At 71.9% G+C, this 24,634-nt stretch carries 23 protein-coding genes; 4 read left to right on the top strand and 19 right to left on the bottom strand.

Annotated features, from left to right (window positions below):
• The first annotated feature begins 286 nt into the window (after positions 1–286).
• A complete protein-coding gene (locus ACIRSS_RS05735) occupies positions 287–1,246 on the top strand; it encodes a ferritin-like domain-containing protein (RefSeq protein ID WP_400890978.1) in 960 nt (319 codons plus the stop codon).
• Between the two features lie 90 nt (positions 1,247–1,336).
• Here the strand turns inward: ACIRSS_RS05735 and ACIRSS_RS05730 are convergent, their stop codons facing one another.
• Together ACIRSS_RS05730 and ACIRSS_RS05725 are read right to left on the bottom strand one after the other, a co-directional pair.
• Positions 1,337–1,921: a DUF2218 domain-containing protein gene (locus ACIRSS_RS05730; RefSeq protein WP_400890975.1), complete on the bottom strand. Its 585-nt coding sequence runs from the start codon at positions 1,919–1,921 to the stop codon at positions 1,337–1,339.
• A gap of 3 nt (positions 1,922–1,924) precedes the next feature.
• Positions 1,925–2,545: a class I SAM-dependent methyltransferase gene (locus tag ACIRSS_RS05725; RefSeq protein ID WP_400890972.1), complete on the bottom strand. Its 621-nt coding sequence runs from the start codon at positions 2,543–2,545 to the stop codon at positions 1,925–1,927.
• A 76-nt stretch (positions 2,546–2,621) separates the two neighbouring features.
• On the opposite strand from ACIRSS_RS05725, the gene ACIRSS_RS05720 reads away from it, so the two are divergent.
• Positions 2,622–3,230 (top strand): TetR/AcrR family transcriptional regulator, encoded by a 609-nt coding sequence (locus ACIRSS_RS05720; protein WP_400890970.1) that lies wholly within the window; start codon positions 2,622–2,624, stop codon positions 3,228–3,230.
• Here ACIRSS_RS05720 and ACIRSS_RS05715 read toward each other — a convergent pair.
• From ACIRSS_RS05715 to ACIRSS_RS05705, 3 genes are all read right to left on the bottom strand, one after another.
• The gene (locus ACIRSS_RS05715) at positions 3,211–4,569 is read right to left on the bottom strand and encodes a hypothetical protein (protein WP_400890968.1); all 1,359 of its coding nucleotides are present in this window, start codon (positions 4,567–4,569) and stop codon (positions 3,211–3,213) included. The two genes, ACIRSS_RS05720 and ACIRSS_RS05715, sit on opposite strands and share 20 nt — an antisense overlap.
• A gap of 15 nt (positions 4,570–4,584) precedes the next feature.
• Entirely contained in the window at positions 4,585–5,904 is a 1,320-nt protein-coding gene (locus tag ACIRSS_RS05710) for an LVIVD repeat-containing protein (protein WP_400890966.1), read from the bottom strand.
• 248 nt (positions 5,905–6,152) lie between these two features.
• Positions 6,153–6,908 carry a methyltransferase domain-containing protein gene (locus tag ACIRSS_RS05705; RefSeq protein ID WP_400890964.1) on the bottom strand — a complete coding sequence of 252 codons (756 nt, stop codon included), beginning with the start codon at positions 6,906–6,908 and terminating at the stop codon, positions 6,153–6,155.
• Here ACIRSS_RS05705 and ACIRSS_RS05700 point away from each other — a divergent pair.
• Positions 6,907–7,344 carry a MerR family transcriptional regulator gene (locus tag ACIRSS_RS05700; protein ID WP_400893391.1) on the top strand — a complete coding sequence of 146 codons (438 nt, stop codon included), beginning with the start codon at positions 6,907–6,909 and terminating at the stop codon, positions 7,342–7,344. The two genes, ACIRSS_RS05705 and ACIRSS_RS05700, sit on opposite strands and share 2 nt — an antisense overlap.
• A gap of 105 nt (positions 7,345–7,449) precedes the next feature.
• On the opposite strand, the gene ACIRSS_RS05695 is transcribed toward ACIRSS_RS05700, so the two are convergent.
• From ACIRSS_RS05695 to ACIRSS_RS05660, 8 genes are all read right to left on the bottom strand, one after another.
• Positions 7,450–10,008: an ABC transporter permease gene (locus tag ACIRSS_RS05695; protein ID WP_400890961.1), complete on the bottom strand. Its 2,559-nt coding sequence runs from the start codon at positions 10,006–10,008 to the stop codon at positions 7,450–7,452.
• An 8-nt stretch (positions 10,009–10,016) separates the two neighbouring features.
• Entirely contained in the window at positions 10,017–10,802 is a 786-nt protein-coding gene (locus ACIRSS_RS05690; protein WP_400890958.1) for an ABC transporter ATP-binding protein, read from the bottom strand.
• 129 nt (positions 10,803–10,931) lie between these two features.
• A complete protein-coding gene (locus tag ACIRSS_RS05685; protein ID WP_400890955.1) occupies positions 10,932–11,849 on the bottom strand; it encodes a M48 family metalloprotease in 918 nt (305 codons plus the stop codon).
• Positions 11,846–12,217: a BlaI/MecI/CopY family transcriptional regulator gene (locus tag ACIRSS_RS05680; protein ID WP_400890953.1), complete on the bottom strand. Its 372-nt coding sequence runs from the start codon at positions 12,215–12,217 to the stop codon at positions 11,846–11,848. The genes ACIRSS_RS05685 and ACIRSS_RS05680 overlap by 4 nt, the downstream gene beginning before the upstream one ends.
• Before the next feature lie 61 nt (positions 12,218–12,278).
• Positions 12,279–13,475: an MFS transporter gene (locus ACIRSS_RS05675; protein ID WP_400890951.1), complete on the bottom strand. Its 1,197-nt coding sequence runs from the start codon at positions 13,473–13,475 to the stop codon at positions 12,279–12,281.
• Positions 13,472–14,113 (bottom strand): DedA family protein, encoded by a 642-nt coding sequence (locus ACIRSS_RS05670; protein ID WP_400890949.1) that lies wholly within the window; start codon positions 14,111–14,113, stop codon positions 13,472–13,474. The genes ACIRSS_RS05675 and ACIRSS_RS05670 overlap by 4 nt, the downstream gene beginning before the upstream one ends.
• A 1-nt stretch (position 14,114) precedes the next feature.
• Positions 14,115–14,723 carry a phosphatase PAP2 family protein gene (locus tag ACIRSS_RS05665; RefSeq protein ID WP_400890947.1) on the bottom strand — a complete coding sequence of 203 codons (609 nt, stop codon included), beginning with the start codon at positions 14,721–14,723 and terminating at the stop codon, positions 14,115–14,117.
• Positions 14,724–14,736: 13 nt separating this feature from the next.
• The gene (locus ACIRSS_RS05660; protein ID WP_400890945.1) at positions 14,737–15,282 is read right to left on the bottom strand and encodes a Chromate resistance protein ChrB; all 546 of its coding nucleotides are present in this window, start codon (positions 15,280–15,282) and stop codon (positions 14,737–14,739) included.
• Positions 15,283–15,337: 55 nt separating this feature from the next.
• Here ACIRSS_RS05660 and ACIRSS_RS05655 point away from each other — a divergent pair, with 55 nt between their 5' ends.
• The gene (locus ACIRSS_RS05655) at positions 15,338–16,009 is read left to right on the top strand and encodes a hypothetical protein (protein ID WP_400890942.1); all 672 of its coding nucleotides are present in this window, start codon (positions 15,338–15,340) and stop codon (positions 16,007–16,009) included.
• A 152-nt stretch (positions 16,010–16,161) separates the two neighbouring features.
• Here the strand turns inward: ACIRSS_RS05655 and ACIRSS_RS05650 are convergent, their stop codons facing one another.
• Genes ACIRSS_RS05650 through ACIRSS_RS05625 form a run of 6 tightly spaced genes read right to left on the bottom strand, consistent with a single transcriptional unit; the run spans position 16,162 to position 24,627 of the window.
• Entirely contained in the window at positions 16,162–17,973 is a 1,812-nt protein-coding gene (locus ACIRSS_RS05650) for an acyclic terpene utilization AtuA family protein (RefSeq protein WP_400890940.1), read from the bottom strand.
• Positions 17,970–18,761: a TIGR03084 family metal-binding protein gene (locus ACIRSS_RS05645; protein WP_400890938.1), complete on the bottom strand. Its 792-nt coding sequence runs from the start codon at positions 18,759–18,761 to the stop codon at positions 17,970–17,972. The genes ACIRSS_RS05650 and ACIRSS_RS05645 overlap by 4 nt, the downstream gene beginning before the upstream one ends.
• A 1-nt stretch (position 18,762) precedes the next feature.
• A complete protein-coding gene (locus ACIRSS_RS05640) occupies positions 18,763–19,506 on the bottom strand; it encodes an enoyl-CoA hydratase/isomerase family protein (RefSeq protein WP_400890935.1) in 744 nt (247 codons plus the stop codon).
• Positions 19,503–21,461, bottom strand: coding sequence for an acetyl/propionyl/methylcrotonyl-CoA carboxylase subunit alpha (locus tag ACIRSS_RS05635; RefSeq protein WP_400890933.1), 1,959 nt, complete (start codon positions 21,459–21,461; stop codon positions 19,503–19,505). The genes ACIRSS_RS05640 and ACIRSS_RS05635 overlap by 4 nt, the downstream gene beginning before the upstream one ends.
• Positions 21,462–21,466: 5 nt before the next feature.
• On the bottom strand, positions 21,467–23,065 hold the full coding sequence (locus ACIRSS_RS05630; protein ID WP_400890930.1) for an acyl-CoA carboxylase subunit beta: 1,599 nt from the start codon (positions 23,063–23,065) through the stop codon (positions 21,467–21,469).
• Positions 23,062–24,627 (bottom strand): AMP-binding protein, encoded by a 1,566-nt coding sequence (locus ACIRSS_RS05625; RefSeq protein WP_400890927.1) that lies wholly within the window; start codon positions 24,625–24,627, stop codon positions 23,062–23,064. The genes ACIRSS_RS05630 and ACIRSS_RS05625 overlap by 4 nt, the downstream gene beginning before the upstream one ends.
• Between the last annotated feature and the right edge of the window lie 7 nt (positions 24,628–24,634).

Below are 24,634 nucleotides of genomic sequence, written 5' to 3'. Positions count from 1 at the left end.
CGTGAAGGGGGCGTGACCGCCGGCGCGTTTTCTACCGTTCAGTAACGGGTACGCTTCGCCACTTTTGCGCAGCTGCGGGGGTTCTTCGGGCCCGGCCGGACAAAGTGGACACCACTTGCCGCCGCTGACCACCTCGTTCACCTGATCCGGTATCCGACCTGTCCGCCGGCCCTCCGGCCCCGAACAGGAGAGGTCAACGACGGATCCATCCCGCGTGCCCGGGAGGCCATGCCGGTGCACGGGACACGCTCGTGCCCGGATTGCGCGCGAGCGGGAAGGAGAGCACGTGTTCGGCAAACGCTATGCCGCCTCGATGATCAACCGGAGCGCCGAGAACGACCAGGACCGCCGCCGCTTCCTCAAAGCCGCCGGCATGACCGGCCTCGGCGTCGTCGGCGCCGGAGCCCTCAGCGGCCTCGCCGCCGGGACGGCGTCCGCCGCGACCGCCCGGCCCACCGCCGAGGCCGCGTCGAGCGGGGTGAGCGACGGCGCGGTCTTGAACTTCGCCCTCAACCTCGAATACCTCGAAGCCGAGTTCTACCTGCACGCCGTCACCGGCAGGGGCCTCGCCGACTCGATGACCACCGGCACCGGCACCCGCGGCGGCGTCACCGGCGGCCGCGCCGTCCGGTTCGAGACCAGGGCCGCGCGCCAGTACGCCCAGGAGATCGCGGGCGACGAGAAGGCCCACGTCCAGTTCCTGCGCTCCGCACTCGGATCAGCCGCGGTCAGCAGGCCCGCCATCGACCTGCAGTCCAGCTTCACCGCCGCCGCCCAGGCCGCCGGGCTCGTCAAACCCGGCCGCAGCTTCGACGCCTTCGCCTGCGAAGAGAACTTCCTGCTCGCCGCGTTCCTCTTCGAAGACGTCGGCGTCACCGCCTACAAGGGCGCCGCCCCGCTGATCACCAACAAGACCTACCTCGAAGCGGCTGCCGGGATCCTCGCCGTCGAGGCCTACCACGCCGGCAACATCCGCAGCGCGCTCTACCAGCGCGGCGACGCCAAAGCGACGGTCAAGCTGTCGGACGCCCGCGACAGCCTCGACGGCCCCACCGACGACGACCAAGGCGTCATCGACAGCCACGGCAACGCCAACATCGTCCCCACCGACGCCAACGGCATCGCCTACAGCCGCTCCCCCGGCCAGGTTCTCAACATCGTGTACCTGACCAACAAGGCCGCCACCTCCGGCGGCTTCTTCCCCAAGGGCGTCAACGGCGAGGTCAACACCAGCGCCGCCCACTGACCCACGGCGAGCCGGGGCCGGGTCCCGTCGGGGACCCGGCCCCATCCCGCTCGGCCCCGATCGGCAACCGGAAGACCCCGGTCATCGCCCTTACCGCCGGAAACGTGCGGCACCACGTCCCCGGAGCCGGCGCCGTCCCAGCAGGACCATGGCGACGATCTTGAGGATCACCAGCGCGAGCAGGACATCGGCGGCCACGCTCGTCCAGCGCCACGCCGCCACCGCGGCGGTACCGACCACCGCGTGTGCGGTGATGGCCAGCACGACAGCCACCGCGAGCGCGATCACGGTGACGCGCGACCGGCTCCCCTTCTCGTGAACGGTCGCGTCGGCAACCCGGCCACCTTGCCAGCTCACGGTCAACCCGTCGCGCCGGCCGAACCTTTCCAGGTCCGCGGTGAGAAGGCGCTGGAGCCCCGCCAGCTGGTCCGCGTCATCGGCTTCGACGCGCACCGTCAATGTGTCCGTTGTGGACTCCAGGACGCAGTCACCCCAGCTGAAGACGATTTTCCCTTCGTTCCCGCCGTACTCGACGTCGACCACGTCGGGACGCGCTTGGCCATCCCCGCCGTGCAGGTGCCGCGCCTTCCCGCCCATGGCTTCGGCGTGGCGGCACAGCTGGGTGAGGAACCGCTCGGCGCGCGGGGTTTCGATGAGTGCTTCGGCAACCGGCATGGTTCAGATCCTCGTCACGGCGGCGAGCCACGCGCGGATGCCGTCAGGGTCGGTGGTGATCTCGATGGTCGCCGGCTCGATCGAGTCGACGTGCCACCCGTCGGCGAACGCGGCGGTGATGTCCGCCTGCGTCACGCGGTGCACCCAAGGCCAGTCGCCGGCCGGCTGGCGGTCGCTGAAGCACAGCATGAAGTAGCGGCCGCCGGCGTTCAGCACGGCTCGCAGGCCCCGGACGTAGGCGGCGCGATCGTCGGCATCGAAGCTGTGGAACAGACCGCAGTCGAGGACGGTGTCGAACGACTCGCCGAGTTCGCCCAGTTCACGGGCGTCGTGGTGCCGGAACCGCGCGGTTCGCCCTCGCTCGCGCGCCTTCTCTTCGCCACGGTGCAGAGCCGCGGACGCCAGATCGACTCCGGTGGCGTCCAGGCCGAGCCCGGCGCACATCAGCACGTGTTCCCCGGTCCCGCACCCGCAGTCGAGGACCCGGCCGCGGATCGCACCCGCGTCGGCGAGAGCCCGGAATGCGCCTTGGGGCCGTCCGATATCCCACGGCGGCGGGCTGCGGTACAGGTCGTCGGGCCCGCCCGGGCGGTGGGAACGGGAGTAGCTCGCTGAGGCGTTCATCGTCCCAGTTTTATCGAGACACTCTGTCGCTGTCAATCCATCCTGTCTCGAAGGCGTCGTTATGTATGCTCAGGGCGTGCCGAAGCTATGGAACGACACCATCGAGGCGCACCGGGAGGCGGTGCGCGACGCGACCCTGGACGCCGCGGCCGAGCTGGTCGCCGAGCACGGCCTGACCGGCGTGAAGATGGCGCAGATCGCCGCGAAGACGGGGATCGGCCGGGCGACGCTGTACAAGTACTTCCCGGACGTCGAGGCGATCCTGGCCGCGTGGCATGAGCGCCACATCCGCGCCCACTTGGCCCAGCTCACCGAGATCCGGGACCAGGACGGCACGGCCGCCGAACGTCTCGAGAAGGTGCTGAACGCGTACGCGAAGATCCAGCACGAGCGCGCCCAGCACCACCACGGCACCGAACTGGCGGCGCTGCTGCACCGCGGCGAGCACGTCACGCAGGCCCAGCACCACTTGCACGCGCTGTTCCGCGACCTGATCACCGAAGCGGCGAAAGCCGGAGACGTCCGGGAGGACGTCTCCGGCGACGAGCTGGCGAGCTACTGCCTCCACGCCCTGACCGCGGCCGGCACCCTGCCCTCCCGCGCCGCCGCCGGCCGATTGGCGAGCGTCACCCTGGCCGGACTGCGCCGGCCAGATCCCGGGCCGGTCAGCGGTGGGGCGGGGTGAAGCGCAGAACGTCGATGCCTCCCGAGTACTGGGCCGCGTAGACCAGCCCGTCGTGATAGGCGGGGACGGCGGCTTCGCTGCCCTTCGGGAAGAAGTAGCCGACCTGGACCGGACGCCGCGGGTCGGAGAAGTCGATGAACTTCGTTCCCTGGCCGTAGAAGGTCTGGACGAGGATGTTGCCGTCCCCGACGCCGGGCATCGGGTCGAAGAAGTGCGCGGAGCAGTCGGCGTTGGGCTGCTCCCCCGGGCTGCCGACCGGACCCCAGTCACCGACGACCTTGAGCCGGAAGGGATGCTCCGGCGTCGAGCGCCAAGCTTCGCCGCCGTAGCTGCCCTCGAGCGAGACGATCAGCAGCCGTCCGGCGTCGGCACAGGTGTCGCCGAAGTCCTCGTCGGTGACGAACAGCAGCTCGCCGGGCGCGAATCCGCCGATCGGGCGCAGCGGGTGCCAGGAGTTGTGGTCGAACGTGTACGCGGGATCGTTGGGGCTGATGATCTTCCCACCGGCGTAAGGGATCGGGTCACTGGCGCTCGCGAACCGGATCCGGCCCTGGACCGGGTCGAAGTGCACGCCCGTGGTCCAGTAACCGCGTACGCCGCCGGCGCCGGACGTCCAGGCGACGCCGGCCGCGTCGACGTCGGTGTTGTGCACGTAGTCGGTGACGCCGTCGTTGCGGTGCAGGTCCACCGGCGTCGGGTAGGTGTACGGGTGGCTGGGCCGGCTGACGTCGGTGACCCAGGCGGGCTGCCCCTGCCAGTCCGGCGGCTGGTTTCCCGTTCCGGTGTGCGAAGGCCCGCCGCTCCACAGGTAGTGGCAGCCGTTGATGCACTGGGAGGTGTGGCCGCCCGGTTCCTCGTGGAAGCCGATCAACCGCAGGTGGGCCGGGTCATGGGCATCGACGAGGTCGAGGCCGGAGGTGCCGGTTTGCTTGTTGCCGCCGAAGGCCCGCGGGTCCCGGGTCAGGAAGACGAGCTTGCGCACGGGGTCGACCTGCAGGTGTTCGCCTTCCCAGAAGCCCTTGCTCACGTCGTCGCCGGGCAGCGCCAGCGCCGACGCGGGCAGCTCGCCGATCAGCTTGGGGTGCCGCGGGTCCGTCAGCGACCACGCGCGCAGGCCGAACACCCCGTCGGCGAACAGGACATCCGAGTCGTGCCGTCCGGGGTAGGCGATGAACGCCAGCCCGGCGACGGCCGAGGGGGTGTCCGCGTGCGCCAGCCAGGTCACGTTCTGCGCGTCGACCGGTCCGGTCGGTGGGCCGTCGACGGCGTAGGCGGCGGTGCTGCCGGCGGCCAGGCCCACAGCGGCGAACAGGGAAAGGAACAGGCGAGAACGGCCCATCGGATGTCTCCTCGCTCAGAAGCTGCCGAGCCGGTTCGGTTTGACGATCCACAGGCCGTTGGTGATGTCGCTGGCCAGGATCACGTTGTGGATCTTGTCGACGTACACGCCCCAGACCTCGGACGACGAGCCGTCGCTGTTCGGTGGCGGCACGAACTGGCCGCGCTGGGCGCTGACGCCGTGACCGGTCATCGTCCACCACACGATGCCGTCGGAGTACCAGGAGGAGAAGAACTGGTCGTGTGCGGCGACTTCGGTGTTGTGGTCCGTGAACTCCCCGTCGGTCCGGGTCGAGCGGCTGTCGCTCGTGGAGAAGGTGCCGAGGAACACCGGCTGCTTCGGGTTGCTGTTGTCGTAGACGTGGACTTCGCCCCAGCCGCCGAAGGCGGAGTCGCCGGGGCAGTCGGCCGGCGAGGTGTCTTCGGTGTTGATGATCAGCCATTGCCCGTTGTGGGCCAGGGTCATGGAGTGGTTGTCGCCGTCCTCGTCGGGCGGGGTGATCTTGGTGTCGCTCACCACCGCGGGCGCGGCCGGCTTGCTGATGTCGAGGTGGACGGTGCCCGCGTCCCAGTACGAGACGTACACGGAGTTGCCGCCGTCTTCGAAGCGGGCGCTGTGCGCGAACTGGGCGGCCGTGCAGCCCACGCCCTGGTTGGGGTCGACGTTGAGGGACCAGTCAGCTCGCGTCGTCGGACCGGCCGGGTTGGTGGCGTCGATCAGGTGCAGGGCGGTCGCGCCCTTGCTGTTCCGGTGGTCCACCAGGTTGCGGGCGCAGGCGACGAGCACCTGGCCGTCGGCGCGCTGCACGGCGTCGATCTCGTGGCAGCCGATCGTGCCCTGCGGCAGGTCCCAGTGCCCCAGCAGCGCCGGGTGCGCCGGATCGGTCACGTTGAACAGGCGGACGCCGGGCACGACCTCGGCTTCGTGGCCGCTGCCGAAGCAGGCCTGGATCCCGACCACCGCGAGCGCACCGGTGAACGACGGCGTGTGCACGTCGAGCACGGTGACGTCCTCGGCGCGCGTGTAAGCCGGGTTCGGCAGCTTGCTCACCAGGCGGGGGCGGTTCGGCCGCGAGATGTCGACGACCTGGACGCCGTCGCCGCCCTGGTGCGCCGCCGCGCACCGGCTGCCGATGTAGGCGTAGTTCCCGTGCGCGTAGAGGTCGCCGTAGTCACCGAACCCGTCGAGCCCGGAATGTCCGACGAACGTGAAATTGTCGAGCACCGTGCCCGCCGGCGGCCGGCCGGCGTCCGGTGCCGCACTGGCCGGCACCGCGGAACCCAGGAACACCAAGCCGAAAAGGCCGCTCAAAAGCACCGACCGTGAACGTCTCATCCCGCACCCCCGGCGACGATGGAGATTTTCGTCTGCGACGCGAAGCCGGTCGGATTCTCCTCCACGAAATCACCGATGTCACCAGACGATCGGCTCATGAGAGCGGACAAAGAAACCAAAGTAGACGGGCTGCCGGAACGTCACCCGGGTGGCGGAGCGAGGGCGGCCGGCAGGGTCGCCCGGGATGGGTCGCCGTGCGGTCTTCGCCGGGCCGAGCGTCGGCTGGGTCGCCCTCGCGGTCACCGTCTTCAGCGGACGCCTGCCGCGATGAACAGCGGCATGGCCAAGAACAGCCGGTCCGCCTCGGCGCGGTGCGACTGCTCGGCCAGCCAGGCGTCCGCCTGCTCCCGCTCGACCGCCCCGGCCGCGCACGCGGCGGCGGCGAACCCGGACAGCACGGCCGGCACCAGCCGGTCGGTGAAGACCGCGGTCTTCACCTCGACGGTGACGTCGCCGAAGCCGGCGTCGAGCAGGGACGACCGGAAGCCGCGGGCGGCACGCGGGCTGGGGACGGTGCCGGCGCGGGCGCGCACGATCGTGCGGGTCAGGTCCGGATCGCCGGCGTCGATGACGATGGTGTCCCAGTCCTGGCCGATGAGGACGATCCGGCCGCCCGGCGCGAGGACCCGGCGGGCTTCGGCCAGCGCCGCGGCCGGATCGGCGATCTCGTGGAACACCTTGTCAGCCCGGTAGCCGGCCACGGAACCGTCGTCCAACGGCAGTTCGCCGGCGGTACCGGAGCGGAAGTCGAGCCCGGGCCACCGCTCCCCTGCCGCGGCGAGCATCCGCGGATCCGGATCGATCCCGATCGGGCGGACTCCGCGGCCGGCGAGTTCGGCCACCGCGCGCCCGGCGCCGCACCCGACGTCGGCGACGGACTCACCAGGGGAAAGCCGGAGCAGGTCGTAGGTGTGCGCGCGCAGCTCAGCCGCGCCGGGCAGCGTGTCAGCGGCGTCGAGCAAGCGGATCAGCGACGCGGTGGAGGTGGGTGCGGTGCTGGACATGATCGCCATGCTGCGACTTAATGTCGACATGAAGTCAAGCATGAGCATCGGCGAGATCGCGCAGCGGTTCGGCCTGGCCACGCACGTGCTGCGGCACTGGGAGTCGATGGGCCTGCTGAAGCCGGCGCGCGTCACGGCGTCCCGCCGCCGCTACGGTCCCGCGGACCTCTACCGCGTCGCGGCGATCCTGCGTGCGAAGGAAGCCGGGTTCGGCCTGGAGGACATCCGGGAGATGTTCGCCGCGCAGAACCCCGCAGCCCGGACCGCTATCCTGCGCCGCCACCGAGCCGAACTGGCGGCCCGGATCGCGGCGGCGCAGGCGTCGTTGGCGCTCCTCGACGGCGCGCTCGAATGCGACCACGAGGACATCGCCACGTGCCCGCACTTCCAGGGGGCGATCGACGCCCTGATCAGTCCCGGTCACGTGTCCGCCTGAACCGGCTCCGCGTTCAGGCGGAGCGCTTGGCTCTGTAGAGCAGCCACCACTCGTCGGCGGTCTCGCCGCTCCCGACGAGGCCGGGCCCGCGCGGACTGTGCTGGCTTATCCGGTGGCGATCGCGGTGAGGGTGTTCATGCGCGCGGCGCGGTAGGCGGGCAGGATCGCCGCACCCAGGCCGATGACCACGGCGCCGGCCAGCACCGCGACGATGGTGCTCCACGGCACGGTCAGCGCGGTGATTCCTTGGGACGTCAGGGCTTTCTGCCCGGCGACGCCCCAGGCGAGGCCGAGCGCGACACCGAGCAGCGCGCCGTGGACGGCGATGAGGACGGATTCGAGCCGGATGAGGCGGCGGATCTGGCGGCGGCTGGTGCCGACGGCGCGCAGCAGTCCGATCTCTCGGGTGCGTTCGATCACCGACAGGGTGAGGGTGTTGATCACGCCGAGGATCGCGATGAGGATGGCCAGGGCGAGCAGGCCGTAGAGCAGGGTGAGGATCGTGGTGACCTGCCCGGTGACCTGGTTGCGGTAGTCGGTCTGGTTCTGCACCCGGATCTGGGGGTTCCCGGCCAGGGTGCGGTCGAGCGCGGCAGCGACGGTGGTCTTGTCGGCACCGGGTGCGGTGGTGACGTAGAGGGTGACGTCGGCGGCGGCCGGGGCGTAACGGGCCAGAGTGTCGAGGGAGACCTCGAAGGTGCCGCCGTCTTTGCCGCCGCCCGCGGGGGTTTTGCTGATCGCGGTGACGGTCAAGGTCGCGGTGGCGCCACCGAGGAGAGTCAGCGGGACCGGGGAGCCGAGGTGGAGGTTGTTGGTGGCGGCGGTGGTCTGGTCGACCATCAGCCCGCCGCGGGCGAGGTCCGTGGTGGAGCCGGCGACGTACTGGGTTTTGACGGCCTGGTCGATGGTGGCGGTGTCGACGCCGGCGAGGGCGATCTGGAATCCGTTGTAGTGGGCCAGCGCGTAGCGCTGCCGGGTCACGGTCTGCACGCCGGGCACGGCACGGACTTTCGCGGTGACGTCGGAGCTGATCGGCTGGGCGCCGCCGGCGGAGACGACGAAGTCGGCGCCGAACGTGCTGTCCACCTCGCGGGTGATGGAGGTGTTGAGCGAGGCGGCGAGCACGGCGGCGGCGCTGACCATGGACAGGCCGATCATCAGCGCGGCGGCGGTGGCTCCGGTGCGGCGCGGGTTGCGGATGGCGTTGCGCTGGCTGAGTTTCCCGACCGTGCCGAACACCAGCGGGAACACCACGCCGAGGCCGTTGACGACGACGCGGGCGATGAGCGGCCCGAGCACGATCGCCGCGAGCAGGCTGGTGATCACTCCGCCGCCGAGCAGGATGGCGGCGGTGGTGAGGTCGTCGGACACGGCGGTGGTCCCGGCCAGCGCGGCGGCGCCGGCGACCAGCAGCGGCAGGCCGAGCAGGGCCCGGCGGCCCAGCGACGGCGAGGCCGGGGCAGCGGCCTCGCGCAGTGCCTCCATGGGGGCTACGCGGGCGCCGCGGCGGGCGGGCAGCCAGGCGGCCAGCACGGTGACCAGCACGCCGACCGCGTACGCGGCGATCGGGACGGGCGCGCTGATGACCAGTGGGGTGCCGGACAGGTCCACCCCGGCGCGTCCGACGAAAGACTTCAGCAGGGCGGCGAGGCCGACACCGGCGGCGAGCCCGACGGTCGAGCCGACGACACCGAGCAGCAGCGCTTCGAGCAGGACCGCCCGCAGGACTTGGCCGCGCCTGGCGCCCAGGGCGCGCAGCAGCCCGAGTTCGCGGGTGCGCTGCGCGACGAGCATGGAGAAGGTGTTGAGGATGAGGAAGATTCCGACCAGCACGGCGATCCCGGCGAATCCGAGCAGCGCGTAGGTCACGACGTCCAGGAACGACCCGATCTGCGCGGCAGCGGAAGCGGCCTGTTCTTCCTTGGTGTTGACCGTGAATCCGGTGCCGAGCGCCGTCCGGGCTTCGTGCTGCACCGTGGCGTCGCCGGCGCCGGGCGCCACGTCGACGATGATCGCGGTGAACGTGTCTTTTTGGCCCAGGAACACGTTCTGGGCGGTGGCGGTGTCGAACAGGGCGAGTCCGACGCCGGGGTTGGCCGCGGTGAACCGGGCGAGACCGACCACGGTCGCCGACGTCGCGCCCGACGGGGTGATCACCCGCAGCGGGTCACCGAGCCGGACGGCGCGACGCTGGGCGCCGGCCTGGTCGATGACGATCTCACCCGCCTTCGCCGGCGGCCGGCCCTGCACCATCGTGACCGACGGGTGGGCGGTGGGGACCCAGTTCTGGCCGAGGGTGGGCGCGCCGCTCGTCGGGCCGACCGGCTGGCCGGTCTTGTCCACAAGAGTCAAGTTCTGCACGCTGACCTGGCCGTGCGCTGCCTGCACACCGGGCAACCCGGCCACTCTGTCCACTGTGGACGCGGGCAGGGTGGGCGTGGCGCCGGCCAGGCCCTGGTCCTCGACCTCCGGGGTGAACGCCTGCTGGGGCGAGACGGTCACGTCGGCGGCGGTGGAGGTGAACAGGCCGGTCACGGCCGAGTTGATGGTGTCGGAGAAGACGAGGGTGCCGGTGACGAAGGTGACGCCGAGCACCACCGCGAGCCCGGCGAGGGCGAGGCGTCCTTTGTGGGCGAGGAAACTGCGCAGGCTTGTCTTCAGCATGATCGGCCTCAGCTCCGCCGGCCGGCGGTGTCGAAGCGGGTCATCCGCTTCAGCACCGCATCGGCGGTCGGGTCACTGATCTCGTCGACCACGCGGCCGTCGGCGAGAAACAGCACCCGGTGGGCGTGGGCAGCGGCGACCGGGTCGTGGGTGACCATCACGATCGTCTGCCCCAGCTCGTCCACGCTGCGCCGCAGGAACTCCAGCACCTGCGCGCCCGCGCGGGAGTCCAGGTTGCCGGTCGGCTCGTCGGCGAAGATGATCTCCGGGCGTCCGGCGAGGGCGCGAGCGCAGGCGACGCGCTGCTGCTGGCCGCCGGACAGCTCGGCCGGGCGGTGCGCGAGGCGGTCGGCCAGTCCGACGGTGTCGATCACGTGATCCAGCCACGTCTTGTCCGGGGTGCGGCCGGCGAGGTTCATCGGCAGGGTGATGTTCTCCAGCGCGGTCAGCGTGGGCAGCAGGTTGAACGCCTGGAAGATGAACCCGATCTTGTCCCGCCGCAACCGGGTCAGGCGCTTGTCGGACAGCCGGGTGATCTCGGTGTCCCCGATCCAGACCTCTCCGGCCGTGGTGGTGTCGAGGCCGGCGACGCAGTGCATCAGGGTGGACTTGCCCGAACCCGACGGCCCCATGATCGCGGTGAACCGGCCCCGGTCGAACGCGACGTCCACGGCGTCCAGGGCGGTCACGCGGGTTTCGCCGGAGCCGTAGACCTTGACCAGCCCGGTCGCGCGGGCAGCCGTGGCCGAGCCGATCTCGCCGTCCGCGGACGTTTCCGCTGTCGCTGTACTCACGCACATCCTCCTGGAACGCCGGTGGGGACACCTTGATCTACTACAGATTCAGTAGTAGCAAACTCTACTACTCATCGTGTAGTAGAAGGCGGCCGGGTGTCCCGGAGCCGTGCGTGAGCCGTGCGGTAGCTAGTCGTGCTGCTGGGAGATGTCGGCGTGGGCGAACAGCTCCCGGCCGCGCTCGGAGACCAGCGCACTGCCGCCGGCCAGAACCAGCAGCAGCACGGCGAGCAGCACCACGTGGCGCAGACGCCGTTCGGGCGCGGGTTCCAGCAGGGCGGCGACCCGGTCGGGCACGTTCCCGCCGACCGCCGAGGGCGTGGGTGCGGGTGCGGGCGGGAATCGCCGGCGGAGCAGGGCAGCCCGGCCGACCGCGCGGGCCACCAGCCTCCGGTCGGCGACCTCCGCGGCGGCGTCTTCGTCGGCCCAGCGCTCCACGGCATGGGCCACCGTCCGCGCGGTCGGGGTGAGGAGCGGGTTCGCGGCGGCGGCGAGATCCGCCGCCAGGATCCACCAGGCGTGCCGGTGGATCACGTGGGAGCGTTCGTGAGCCAGCACCACCTGCCGCTGCCGGCGGTCCAGCGCACGGAGCAGCCCGGTGGTGACCACGATCCGGGCGCGCCAGCCGGCGGTGGCGAACGCATCGGGCCGGTCGTCGTCGAGGACGATCAGCGTGCCGCCGCGGTGATCCCGGCAGGCCGCCTGAACCCGGGTGAACGCCACCACCCGGCGCACGAGCAGGACGATCGCCCGGCCGGCCGCGTACAGCACGAGCAGCCCGCAGACCACCGCGATCACCGCGGGCACCGGGTCGGCGTCCCGGACCACCTGCGCGGACCACCGGCCCGCCTCGGCGATCTGCGGGACCTGCCCGATCAGCGTGAACGCCGCGATACCCAGCACCGCTCCCGTCGCCATCGCCACGGCCACCGCGGCCGGAACCAGCACGCGGGTGGCCATGGCGGGCGGAAGCCGCCGGCCCAGCGGCGGTCCCAGGACAGCGACCAGCACCGCCACCGCCAGCACGAGCACGCCCGCGCCGATCACCGCTCGTCCTCTCTTTCCGCGCGGTGCAGCAGCGAGGCCAGCAGCTGCTCGTCCTCGTCGGTCAGCTCGCCCATGAACCGGGTCAGCACTCCCGCCCGATCGCCCTCGCTGTCGAGCAGCTGCCGCATCCGGTGCGCGGTCACCGCGGTCGGATCGGCGACCTGGTAGGCGTAGGCACGACCGGCCCGTTGCCGGGTCAGGGCCCCTTTGTCGTACAGCCGGGCCAGCACGGTCATCACCGTCGTGTAGGCCAGGTTCGCACCCATCTCGGCGCGCACCTCGGCCGGAGTCAACGGCCTTGCGGCGGCGGCCAGCGCCCTCAGCACGTCCTGCTCCAGGCTGCCCGGTGTCTTGCGATGCCCTGCCACGAGGCCGCCCCTCTTCCCTCGACTACTACATGAACGGTAGTACATCGCGGTCAAGGGACGGTCATGCGCGCGCCCCGTTTCCCGCGGTCCGCGCGCCGAGCACGGCCAGAGCAGCGACGACGAGCAGCGCGGCCAGGCCGAGGAACCCGGTGCCGAGGGTGGCCGCGGTGGCGATCGCGCCGACCAGCAGCGGGCCGCCGGCGTCGCCGAGTTCCCGGCCGACCTCGGCGGCGCCCATGGTCTGCCCGAGCCGTTCTTGCGGGGTGACGGCGGCGAGGTGGGCGAACCCGAGCGGCGTCGCCAGCCCCACCCCCGCTCCGATCGCCACCGCTGCCACGAGCACCCCGGCGGCCCCGGGAACCACGGCGGCCAGCGCCATCCCGGCGGCGGCGAGGGCAAGCCCGCCGGCCATGCCGATCCCGTCGCGCAGCCGTCCGGCGTCGCGGGCTCGTCCGGACCACGGCTGCACCAGCGCCGAGCAGAGCGCCAGCAGCGAAACGGCCGCGCCGGTCACCAGCGGGGTCAGGCCGGCGGCGGCGCCCGTCACCGGCAGGAAGCCCACCCCGACCGCCAGCGCCGCGGTCGTGGCGGCGAGCGTCGCGGTCGGGCGCAGGAAGGCCGGCGCGGTCAGGCGGCGGGCCAGATCCAGCACGGTCTGGCGCGTGCGCGGCAGCGGGGGCGCCGCGGGTACGACCACCGCGGCCCAGCCGGTGACCGCCAGCGCGAGCACGGCGAGGGTGCCGAACAACAGCGGGAATCCGCCGAGGGTGATCAGGATGCCGCCAAGCAGCGGGCCGGCCGTGTAGCCGACGCTCTTCCACGCACCGTAGCCGCCGAAGGCGCGTCCCTGCCGTTTCGCCGGGGACAACCGGGCGACGAGCACGCCGGCGGCCGGGGAGAACGCCGCCGCGGCCGCGCCCTGGCCCAGCCGGGCCAGTCCCACCGCGGCCGGGTTCCCGGCGAGGACGAACGCGGCGGACGCGACGGTGAACGCGAGCAGCCCGCCCAGCAGCACCGGCCGGGGCCCGATCCGGTCGGCCAGCGACCCGAAGACCGGTTTCAGGATCACCTCGGCGCCGTCGTACACCGCGAGCAGCAGGCCGAGGGTGAGCAGCGAGGCGTGTTCGCCGTGGGTGTACGCGCCGAGGCTGGCGGCGATGCTGTGCGCGCCGAACGCCGTCACGAACCCCGCCGCGTACAACGGCCGCAGCGCGGCGGCCGATCCGGCCGTGGTGTGCTCGGAAGACTCGGTGCTCACCCGCGCGGTTCCTCTCCGGTACGCCGGCGCCGCAGCAGGTGCCGGACGATCAGCGCGGCCAGCCCCACCGCGATCGCGATCAGGACGTAGAGCTGGTAGCGGTGGATCTGCTCGTAGATGACTGTGATGTGGGTGCCGGCGAGATCGCCCAGCGCGGCCCAGACACCGACCCACAGCGCGGCCCCGATCGCGTTGAACGCGAGGAACCGCCGCCACGGCATCCCGGTGACACCGGCGATGATCCCGTTGGCCTGCCGCAGTCCCTCGACAAACCGGGCGACCACGACGATCTTCCCGCCGTGGCGGGTGAAGAACCGCTCTGCCGTGTCGAGGCGTCGTTCGGTCAGGAAGACGTAGCGGCCGAACCGCAGCACCAGCCGGCGGCCACCGAACCGGCCGATCGCGTACCCGATGTTGTCGCCGGCGATCGCCGCGGCGATCGCGACCAGGACGACGGCTGCGATGTCGAGGTGGCCCGCGCCGGCGTAGACCGCGGCGGCGATCAGCACCGTCTCACCGGGTGCCGGGACACCGAAGTCCTCCAGCACGATGAGCCCGGCGACCGCCAGGTAACCGTAGTGGTCCAGCAGCGGCGCCAGGCTTCCCAGCACCCCCGGCAGCTCCGGTGTGGCGGTCATGTCAGCCCGACACCGGGACGACCGGACGTGGTGCGCTGGTCAGCACCGGCCGCAGCGGGGTGCGCTCGACCCGTTCGACCAGCCACACCAGCACGCGGCGGACCAGCCAGAACCCGGCCAGGCTGACCGCGGCACCCACCACGAGCCCGGCTACCACGTCCTGGGGGTAGTGCGCGGCGATGTACACGCGCGAGAAGGCCATCACCGCCGCGGCGAGAGCCGCGAGCACACCGAGTCGCCGATCGACCAGGAACAGCCCGGCGGCGACCGCGCCGGCCATCACCGCGTGATCGCTCGGGAACGACGGATCAAGGCTGCGCTGCGCGAGAACGACGATGTTCGGCAGCGTCGTGTACGGACGGGGTTCTCCCACGAGCGCGGAGAGCGGCTGGTTGACGCCCAGTGCGAGCAGCATGCCCAGCGGCGCCCACAGTGCCGCCGCCACCCGGACCGGGTTCGCTTGACGGCGCGCCGACCACCACCCGGCCAGCAGCAAGGCGGCGAACAACACCAGACCGTACGTGGCGTAGGTGGAGACGATCGTGTGCAGCCACGGGGTCGTCCGCACGAAATCGTTGATCAAGAGGAACAGCTGGGTATCGGCGTTCATGTCGACTCTCGGCTCACATCTGGTGCAGGGCTTGGAAAACCAGCTCGGTGTACTCGGCGAGCCGGTCGGCGCAGTGTTTGAGCTGAACCTCGGCCTCGGCCGCCGACGGAGCGCCGAACACGTCGCGGACCTTCAGCTCCCGATGCCAGCGGCGCAGCCGCTCCAGGCTCTGCTCCTCCTCTTCCAGTTCGGCCATGGTGAACTTCTCGACGCGGATCTCCTTGTCGATCTCGGCGTCGAACTTGCCGCAATCGGCCAGGAACTCACGCCATTCGTCCTCGCGATCGGCGGTGAACAGCTCCTCCAGCCGCGCGCCGTCGCGGTCGCTGCGCCCGGCCGCGTCGAGCACCACCACCTCACCGTCGCCGCGCTCGGCGAGGGCGACCACCCGGTGCAGGCCCTCGGCGAACCCGGGCACGTCCGGCACCGTCCAGGTGCCCTGGCCGAGCGACAGAGCCCCGATCCGGCGCAGCTCCCGCCACACCGCGACCCGATGCCGCGACGGCGCCGCCGGCACCCGCACCACCAGCACCTGCCACTTGCCCGATCTCTCCGCCACGAGCGTCAGTGTATCACCTGTTACATTCCACCTTGTGCGAACGAAAGGGAGTGAGATGGGAACCCGTCCCCTGTCGCGGCGGACACTGCTCGGCGCCGCCGCCGGATCGACGGCTTTGCTGGCCGGCGGCTGCGGTAACGCTCAGCAGGTCCAGCCCGCCGCGCTACCGCCCGCACCGGCGAGCGGCGCCCTGATCATGATCATCAGGCACGCCGAGAAGCCGGCGGGCTCAGGCGCACCACGAGGCATCGACGCCGAAGGCAACGCCGACCCGCATTCCCTGACGATCGGCGGCGGGACCCGCGCGGGCGCACTGGTGGAACTGTTCGCCCCCGGCGCCGGGAGCGTCCGCCGCGGCCTCGCCCGTCCCACGGCGATCTACGCCGCCGGCGGCACCGGCGGGGAAGGCCAGCGCCCCCGCGAAACCGTCAGCCCCCTGGCGGCGCGGCTCGGCCTCCCGGTCACCACCACCTTCGCCAAAGGAGGCGAGGCCGCGTTGGCGGCGGAAGTCACCCGCCGCGGCGGCGTCACCTTGATCAGCTGGCAACACGAAGAAATCCCCGCGCTGGCCGCGGCGGTCGGGACGATCGATCCCGCGCCGCCCAAGAGCTGGCCGGACAACAGATTCGACGTCGTGTGGGTCCTGGCGCCAACCGGGGCGGGCTGGTCTTTCGCCCAAGTCCCCCAGCTGCTCCTTGCGGGCGACAGCGCGGATCCGATCGGCTGAACAAGACGCTCATAATCCGGCCGGACTTCGAGGGCTGCTCGGCGAACCGATCAGCGTCGCGTTTCCGGCGGCACGGCACCAGGCCGCAGCAGCCGCTCGCCGGCTGCGCCTTGCGCGGATCGATCCGGGCCGAGCACGCGACCAGTGTGTCGTCACCGACTGGCGATTCGTCCATCAGGGCATGCCCGACGAGGCGATCGCCGACACCGGCGGAGGAGGTCCTCCGGCACGTCGACCGCACGACTGCGCAGGTACTCACCAAGACCCTTGGCCTGCGGATCCGGACGGACCGACGCCGCGACGCCCGCGCCGAGGAGCCCGACCACCACGAAGTTGAGCGCGCGCAGGTTCGGCAGTTCGAAGCGCCGGACTTCGAGCGCGGCCGCTTCGGGCAGCAGCGCCCGGAATCGGTCTTCGTCCAGGTGGTGCCGGAGCCAGTCGTACTCCTCGTCGGTCCGGGTCCAGAGCCCGATGTTCGCGTTGCCGCCCTTGTCGCCGGACCGGGCGCCGGCCACCTCGCCCAACGGCACCCTGCGGGTCGGGCCGTCGTACACCCGGGGTTCGGCCGCGACGGAGTGCGTCACGATCGGCACCGGCCCGGACGGCGGGTGCGGGATCACCCGCCGGGTGCCGTCGGGCAGGGTCACGCGGTGCTCGACCTCGGTGGCCGGAACCAGCGTCGGCCAGTAGACGCCGAATCCACTCTCTGCGGACGGCGGGGTCGTCGTGTGGAACCCCGGGTAGCCGCCGAGCGCCAGCTCCATCGTCGTGTTCGAGAAGCGCCGGCCCACCTTCGCCTTGTCCGGGTCTTTGACCGTGACCCGCAGGTGGGCGGTGGCTTCGGCGTTCACGGGCGCGTCCGGGTGGTCGAACCGCAACAGCGTCACGTCGACCTCGGCGAACTGCTCCCTGCCGCCCAGCAGCTCGAACAGTTGCTGCTCGGCCCACGCGGCCTTCTCCTCGATCCGCGTGCCGGTGAGCACCAGCGTCATCGTGTTCCGGTAGCCGCCGTCGTGGTTGAGGGCCACCTTCAGCCGGTCGCCGGGCGCGCTGCCGCGGGTGCCGCTGATCCGCACGCGGTCGGGCCCGATCTGGTCGAGCCGCACGGTGTCGAAGTGCGCGACCGCGTCGGGTCCGGCGTAGGCCGGTTCGGCGATCTCGTACAGCAGCTGCGCGGTGACCGTGCCGACCGAGACCAGGCCGCCGCTGTCGTCGTGCTTGGTGATCACGCTCGAGCCGTCGGCCTCGACCTCGGCGATCGGGAAGCCCGGGTAGCGGCGGTCGGTGATCTCTTCGAAGAAGGCGTAGTTCCCGCCGGTGGCCTGCGGGCCGCACTCGATCACGTGCCCCGCGGCCATCGCGCCCGCGATCGCGTCGAAGTCCGTGGACGCCCAGCCGTGCCACCAGGCCGCCGGGCCGACCACCAGCGACGCGTCAGTGACGCGGCCGGTGACGACGACGTCGGCCTCGGCCGCCAGCGCTTCGGCGATGCCCCAGCCACCTAGGTAGGCGTTGGCCGTCACCGGGGCCACCCCGGCCTCGGCGAGCTTGCGCCCGGTGTCGAGGTGGGCCAGGTCGTGTCCGGCCGCCCGCAGCTCCCCGAGCCGGTCGACGAGGTCGTCGCCGTCCACGTGGGCGATCTTCGGGTGCAGGCCCAGCCGTTCGGCGAGCGCGCCGATCTCGGCGGCCAGCCCCGGCGGGTTCAGGCCGCCGGCGTTGGAGACGATCCGGATGCCGCGGTCCAGGCAGGTGCCGAGAACCTCCTCGAGCTGGCCGAGGAACGTCTTGGCGTAGCCCGCGGACGGGTCCTTCCGCCGGGCTTTCCAGAGGATCAGCATGGTCAGCTCGGCGAGGTAGTCGCCGGTAAGGACGTCGATCGGGCCGCCCGCGACCATCTCCCTCGCCGCGGCGAAGCGGTCGCCGTAGAACCCGGAGCAGTTCGCGATCCGGACCGGGCGGCTCATGCGTGGCTCCGTTCGCGGCCGGGCCCGGGCGCTCCGGCGAAGGCCTGCGCGATCCCGATCCACTCGTGGGCCACCGGTCCGGTCACGACGAGCCCGGTGTCGTCGACGTGGCGGCGCTGGGTGACCGCCAGGCAGAAGTCGAGCGCGGTGCCTTCGACGCGGTCGGCGGCGTCCGCGTCACCCCAGGTCCACAGTGGACCGGACGGGGCGCGCAGCTCCACGCGGATCGGCGTCGTCGGCACCGCACGGCCGTTGAGCCGGAAGCTGAACGCGGTCGTCGAGACGCCGAGGTGGGCGACGTGCCGCAACCGGTCGGTGGGTGTGCGCCGCACGCCGAGGGCGTCGGCGATGTCCTGGCCGTGCGCCCAGGTTTCCATGATCCGCGCGGTGACCGAAGAGGCCACGCTCATGTCGGGGCCGTACCACGGCAGGCGGGCCCGCGGGTCGCGCCCGCGGAACGCCGTGACGAACGCGGCACGGGCCCGCGTGAACCACGCCCGGGCCTCGTCCGCGGTCAGCCCCGCGTGCTGCGCGGCGACGCGGTCGGGGAAGTCCGTGCCGCCGGCCATCAGCGCCGACGCCGCCTGCCCGAAACCCTCGGGGTCGACGGCGGCTCGCGTCGCGGCTTCGTCGAAGAACGCGAGATGCGTGACCTGGTCCCGGATGGTCCACCCGGCCGCGGGCGTCGGCCGGGCGATCCCGCCGTCGTCCAGCGAGCCGATCATCGCTTCGACGTCGGCGGCTTCCGCCAGCAGGTCGTCGAGGAGCGCGTCCAGGGAGACGGCCATGTCAGCGTCCTTCCCACACGGGCCGGCGCTTCTCGCGAAACGCCGCCGGGCCTTCCTGCGCGTCCCTCGAGCGGTACACCGGGGCCCAGATCTCCTCGGCGCGCTCGTAGACGTCGGCGCGGGACAGATAAGCGGTCCGCTTGGCCGCGCGTACCGAGAGCGGCGCGTTGGCCGCGATCCGCTCGGCGAGCGCCTGCGTCCGGGACCGCAGCTCGGCCGCCGGGACGACGTCGTTGACCAGCCCGACCTCCCGCGCCCGGTGCGCGTCGACCGGGTCGCCGGTCAGCAGGATCTCCATGGCGATCCGCGGTGGCACCAGCCAGGACAGCGGGGCCGCCCACGGCGCGCCCCGGCCCACCTTCACCTCGGTCACCGCGAACCGCGCGTGTTCGGCCGCGACGACGAGGTCGCACTGCTGGGCCAGCAGGAACCCACCGGCGTAGGCGACGCCGTTGACGGCGGCGATCGTGGGCTTCGGCACGTCGATGTTCCGGCCGAACTGCGGCAGGAAGTCCGGCGGCGGTACTTCGAGGGCCGTCTCGGCCATCTCCTTGAGGTCACCGCCGGCGCAGAACGCCTTGTCGCCGGCCCCGGTCAGCACGAGCACCGCGGCCGACTCGTCGGCGACGAACCGCCGGGTGCCCGCCCACAGGCCGTCCCGGACCTCTTTGGACAGTGCGTTGCGCGCTTCGGGACGGTCGATCGTCAGCCAGGCGACCCCGTTGCGGACCTCGTAGGAAATCACTCCTCCACCACCGCCAGCACCTGGCCGGTGTCGACCTGGTCGCCTTGGCGCACCCGCAGTTCGGCGACCGAGCCGTCGATCGGCGCGGTGACGGTGTGCTCCATCTTCATCGCCTCCAGGACCACCAGCGCCTGCCCGGCCACGACGCGGTCCCCGGCGTCGACGAGGACCCGCACCACGGCGCCGGGCATCGCGGCGAGCAGCGACCCGGCGGCCGCGGCGGCGTCCGGGTCGGCGAAGCGCGGGACTTCGGCCAGCGCCGCCGACCCGTCCGGTCCGTCCACATAGGACGTTCCGGCGCGGGTGTGCACCCGGTAAGCGCGGTGGACGCCGTCGATCTCCAGCTCGACGAGGTCGGGATCGGCGGAGATCAGCCGCACCGACTCGCCGAGCGGCATGCCGTCGACCGTGAGCCGGAGACCGGTCCGGCGGACCGAGTAGGCGACGTCCAGGGTTTCGCCGCCGCTGAGGTAGGCGACCCGTTGCGGGACCCCGCCGACGTTGCGCCAGCCGGAGGGCATCTCGGGCACCACCCGCGCGTCCCGGCGGTGGCGGGCCTGCCGGGCCAGCGCCGCCGCGGCCGCCTGCCGGGCGCCGCCACCTTCGGACGCGCCGAGGGCGACGGGGTCGTGCCGGGTCAGGTATCCCGTGTCCGTGTGGCCGGCCAGGAACTCCGGCTCGCCCAGAATGCCGACGAGGAGGTCCCGGTTCGTGGTCACGCCGTGGAGTTCGGCGTGCCGCAACGCGCGGGCCAGGGTTCGGGCGGCTTCGCGGCGGGTGCGGCCGTGGGCGATCACCTTGGCGAGCATCGGGTCGTAGTGCGGGCCGACCACCGAGCCGTCGACGACCCCGGAGTCGACCCGGACGCCGCGCGGCCCGGGTACGCGGAACCGGTGCAGCGTCCCGGTGGCGGGCAGGAAGCCGGCCGGGACGTCCTCGGCGTAGAGCCGGACCTCGATGGCGTGCCCGTCGATCCGCGCCCCGGTGACCTCGGGTGGCAGCGGCTCCCCCTCGGCGACGCGCAGCTGCAGTTCGACCAGGTCCAGGCCGGTGACCAGCTCGGTCACCGGGTGCTCGACCTGCAGGCGCGTGTTGACCTCCAGGAAGAAGAACCGGCCGTCCGCGTCCAGGACGAACTCGACGGTGCCGGCACCGGTGTAGCCGATCGCCTTCCCGGCGGCGACGGCCGCGGCGCCGAGCTCGGCGCGCAGGGCGTCGTCGACCGCCGGGGACGGGCATTCCTCGACGATCTTCTGGTAGCGGCGCTGGATCGAGCACTCGCGCTCGAACAGGTGCACCACTTCCCCGTGCGTGTCCCCGAGGATCTGGACCTCGACGTGCCGCGGGTCGACGACGAACCGTTCGAGGAACACCGTTCCGTCACCGAACGCCGACGCGGCTTCGCGGCGGGCACCCTCGACGGCCTCGGCGAGCGCGGCGGAGTCGTGGACGACGCGCATGCCCCGGCCGCCGCCGCCGAACGCGGCCTTCACGAGCACCGGGAAGCCGATGGACGCGGCCACCGCGGCGAGGTCGGTGTCGTCGGTGACGGTCGCCCCCGGCAGGACCGGGACCCCGGCGGCGTCCATCAGGGCCTTGGCTTCGATCTTCGACCCCATCGAGGCGATGGCCTCCGGAGGAGGGCCGACGAACGTCAGCCCGGCCGCGGCGCAGTCGCGGGCGAACCCCGCGTTCTCCGACAGGAACCCGTACCCGGGGTGGACCGCCTCGGCGCCGGTGGCCCGCGCTGCGGCGATGACGAGATCGCCGCGGAGGTACGTCTCGGCCGGGGATGAACCGGGGAGCCGGACGGCCTCGTCGGCGAGCCGGGCGAAGGGCGCTCCCGCGTCCGGGTCGGAGTACACGGCGACGGTGGCGATGCCGAGGTCGTGCGCGGTGCGCATGACCCGCGCGGCGATCTCCCCGCGGTTGGCGACCAGCAGTTTCGTGATCATCGGCCTCACATCCGGAAGACGCCGAAGCCACGCCGGCCCTCGACGCGGTTGGAGTGGACGGCGGACAGCGACATCCCCAGCACGTCGCGGGTGTCGCGGGGGTCGACGATGCCGTCGTCGTAGAGCCGCGCGGTGACGGCGAAGGCGTGCGACTCGCTTTCGATCTGGCTCTCGATCGCCGCCGTGCGCTTCCGGTCGGCTTCTTCGTCGAACTCACGGCCCTGCGAGGCCGCCGAAGCGCGCCCGACGATCGACATCACCCCGGCGAGCTGGGCCGCGCCCATCACCGCGAGCTTCGCGCCGGGCCACGCGAACATCAGCCGCGGGTCGTAGGCCCGGCCGGACATGCCGTAGTTGCCCGCGCCGAACGAAGACGCCATGTTGACCGTCAGGTGCGGCACCGTGCTGTTGGTGACGGCGTTGATCATCTTGGCGCCGTCCTTGATGATCCCGCCCTGCTCGTACCGCGTGCCGACCATGTAGCCGGTCGTGTTCTGCAGGAACACCAGCGGCACGTCGGTCTGGTTGGCGAGCAGGATGAACTCGCTGGCCTTCTTCGCCTCCTCGCTGAACAGCACGCCGCGGTGGTTGGCGAGCACGCCGACCGGATACCCGTGGATGCTCGCCCAGCCGGTGACCAGCGAGGTGCCGTAGAGCGGCTTGTACTCGTCGAAGTCGGAGCCGTCGACGGTACGGGCGAGGATCTCGCGCGGGTCGAAGGGCACCTTGGTGTCCGGCGGCACGATGCCGAGGATCTCCTCGGGGTCGTAGCGCGGCGGCTCGGGATTCCGGCGGGGAGCCGGGCCGAGCTTGCGCCAGTTGATCCGGGAGATGACCCGCCGGCCCAGCCGGATCGCGTCGAGCTCGTCCACCGCGAAGTAGTCCGAGAGGCCCGAGACGCGGGAATGCATCTCCGCGCCGCCGAGGGACTCGTCGTCGGCTTCCTCCCCGGTGGCCATCTTTACCAGGGGCGGACCGCCGAGGAACACCTTGGCTTGGCGGTCGACGAGCACCGCGTAGTCGCACATGCCGGGCACGTACGCGCCGCCCGCCGTCGAGTTGCCGAACACGATCGCCAGCGTCGGGACGCCCATCGAGGACAGCTCGGTCAGCTCGTGGAAGATCCGCCCGGCGGGCACGAACAGGTCGGCCTGCGTGGGCAGGTCGGCGCCGCCGGACTCGACGAGGTTGATCACCGGGAGCCGGTTGACGCGCGCGATCTCCAACGCGCGCAACGTCTTCCGCAGTGAGTACGGGTTCATCGCCCCGCCGCGGACGGTCGGGTCGTGGCCGATGACCACACACTCCACATCGGACACCACGCCGATGCCGGTGAGCACCGAGGCGCCGACCGTGAAGTCGGTGCCCCACGCGGCGAGCGCGGAGAGCTCGAGGAACGGGCTGTCCGGGTCGAGCAGCAGCTCGAGCCGTTCGCGGACCGGGAGCTTCCCGCGGTCGCGGTGCCGCTGGACGTAACGCTCGCCCCCACCTCCGATGGCCAGCTCCAGCTGCTCCTCCAGCCGGTCCAGGGCTTCCAGCTGCGCTTTGCGGTTGCTCGCGTAGCTCTCGGCGGAGACGTCGAGCAGGGACTTGAGGACGGTCATGCGGTTCCCCCGTAGTGCCCGGCGTGCCGCTCCCGGACCAGGTTCTTCTGGATCTTCCCCGTCGAAGTGCGCGGCAGCTCGTCGGCGACGATCACGGCCTTGGGGACCTTGTAGCCGTCGAGCCGGTCCTTCAGCCGCAGCCGCAGGTCGTCGGCGTCGATCCGCTCCCCCGGCTTCGGCACGACCACCGCCGTGATGGCCTCGGTCCACCGTTCGTGGGGCAGTCCGACCACGACGACCTCGGCGACGTTCGGCTCGGCGTCGTAGACCGCGCGCTCGACCTCGATCGAGGCGACGTTCTCACCGCCGGTCTTGATGACGTCCTTGTACCGGTCGGCGAACCACAGCACCCCGTCCGGCCCGAACCACCCGACGTCACCGGAGTGGAACCAGCCGTGCCGGAAGGCCTCCGCCGTCGCCTCGGGGTTGCGCAGGTACTCCTGCATGGTCGACGGCGCCCGGTAGACGATCTCGCCCTGCTCGCCGCGCGGCAGCAGGCTCCCGTCCGGGTCCATGATCCCGACCTGGACGCCGGTCAGCGGCGTGCCGACCGCGCCGACGTGCGAAAGCTGGTGCTCGGGCCGGAACAACGTCGTGATCGGGCTCATCTCGGTCTGGCCGAACAACAGCGCGAAGTCGCAGCGGAAGCCGTCGAGGCACGCTTTGATCTGCGCTTCGGGCATCGGAGCCATCGCGTAGACCGCGCGCCGCAACGAGGAGAGGTCGCGGCCGGCGAAGGACGGGTGCTCGAGGGCCGCGCGGTACATCATCGGCAGGCCGAAGACCTGGGTGATCCGCTCGCGTTCGATCGTGGCCAGGAACCGCTCCGGATCGAACCCGCGGTGGACGAAGATCGTCGCACCGACGACGACCGCGGGCGTGCAGAAAGCGTTCAGCTGCGCGGTGTGGAACATCGGCATCATCGCGATGAACCGGTCCGCGGCGGACCAGCCGGAGTCGAGCGCGGCCGACATCGACTCCAGGTGGATCGCCAGGTGCGTCCCGACGACACCCTTCGGGGCCGCCGTGGTGCCCGATGTGTACAAATAGGACAGTGGGGCACGGTCCTCGACGACGACTTCGGGCGAGGTCGTGTCGTCGGCGAGCACGTCGTCGAACTCGAGCCCGTCAGCCTCACCGCCGGTGCCGGGCGCGAGGATCACGTCGGCCACCGCGGGCACCTGCGCCACCGCGGGCGCGATGGCGCCGGCAAGCTGGCGCTCCACGACGATGCCGCGAGCCTGCGAATGGCCGAGCACGTAGGCGACTTCGTCGCCGCGCCAGCCCAGGTTGATCGGGACGCAGACGAGCCCGAGCTTCGCGCAGGCGTAGTAGACGGCGAGGAACTCGGCGCTGTTGGCCGAGGCGAGGGCGAGCACGTCACCGGTGGCGTAGCCGCGGGCGGTGAGGCCGTGGGCGAGCCGGTTGACCCACGCGTCGAACTCGCCGTAGGTCCAGCGGCGGTCGCCGTCCACGACCGCCAGGGTTTCCGGCCGGGCGAACGCGACGCGGGTCAGCGCGTCACCGACGTTGACCCGGTGGACGAGGTTGTGGTCCGTCATCAGTCCT

It is taken from the genome of Amycolatopsis sp. NPDC101161, from assembly GCF_044768185.1.
Taxonomy (GTDB): domain Bacteria; phylum Actinomycetota; class Actinomycetes; order Mycobacteriales; family Pseudonocardiaceae; genus Amycolatopsis.
This window is presented reverse-complemented; position numbering and strand designations above follow the sequence as displayed.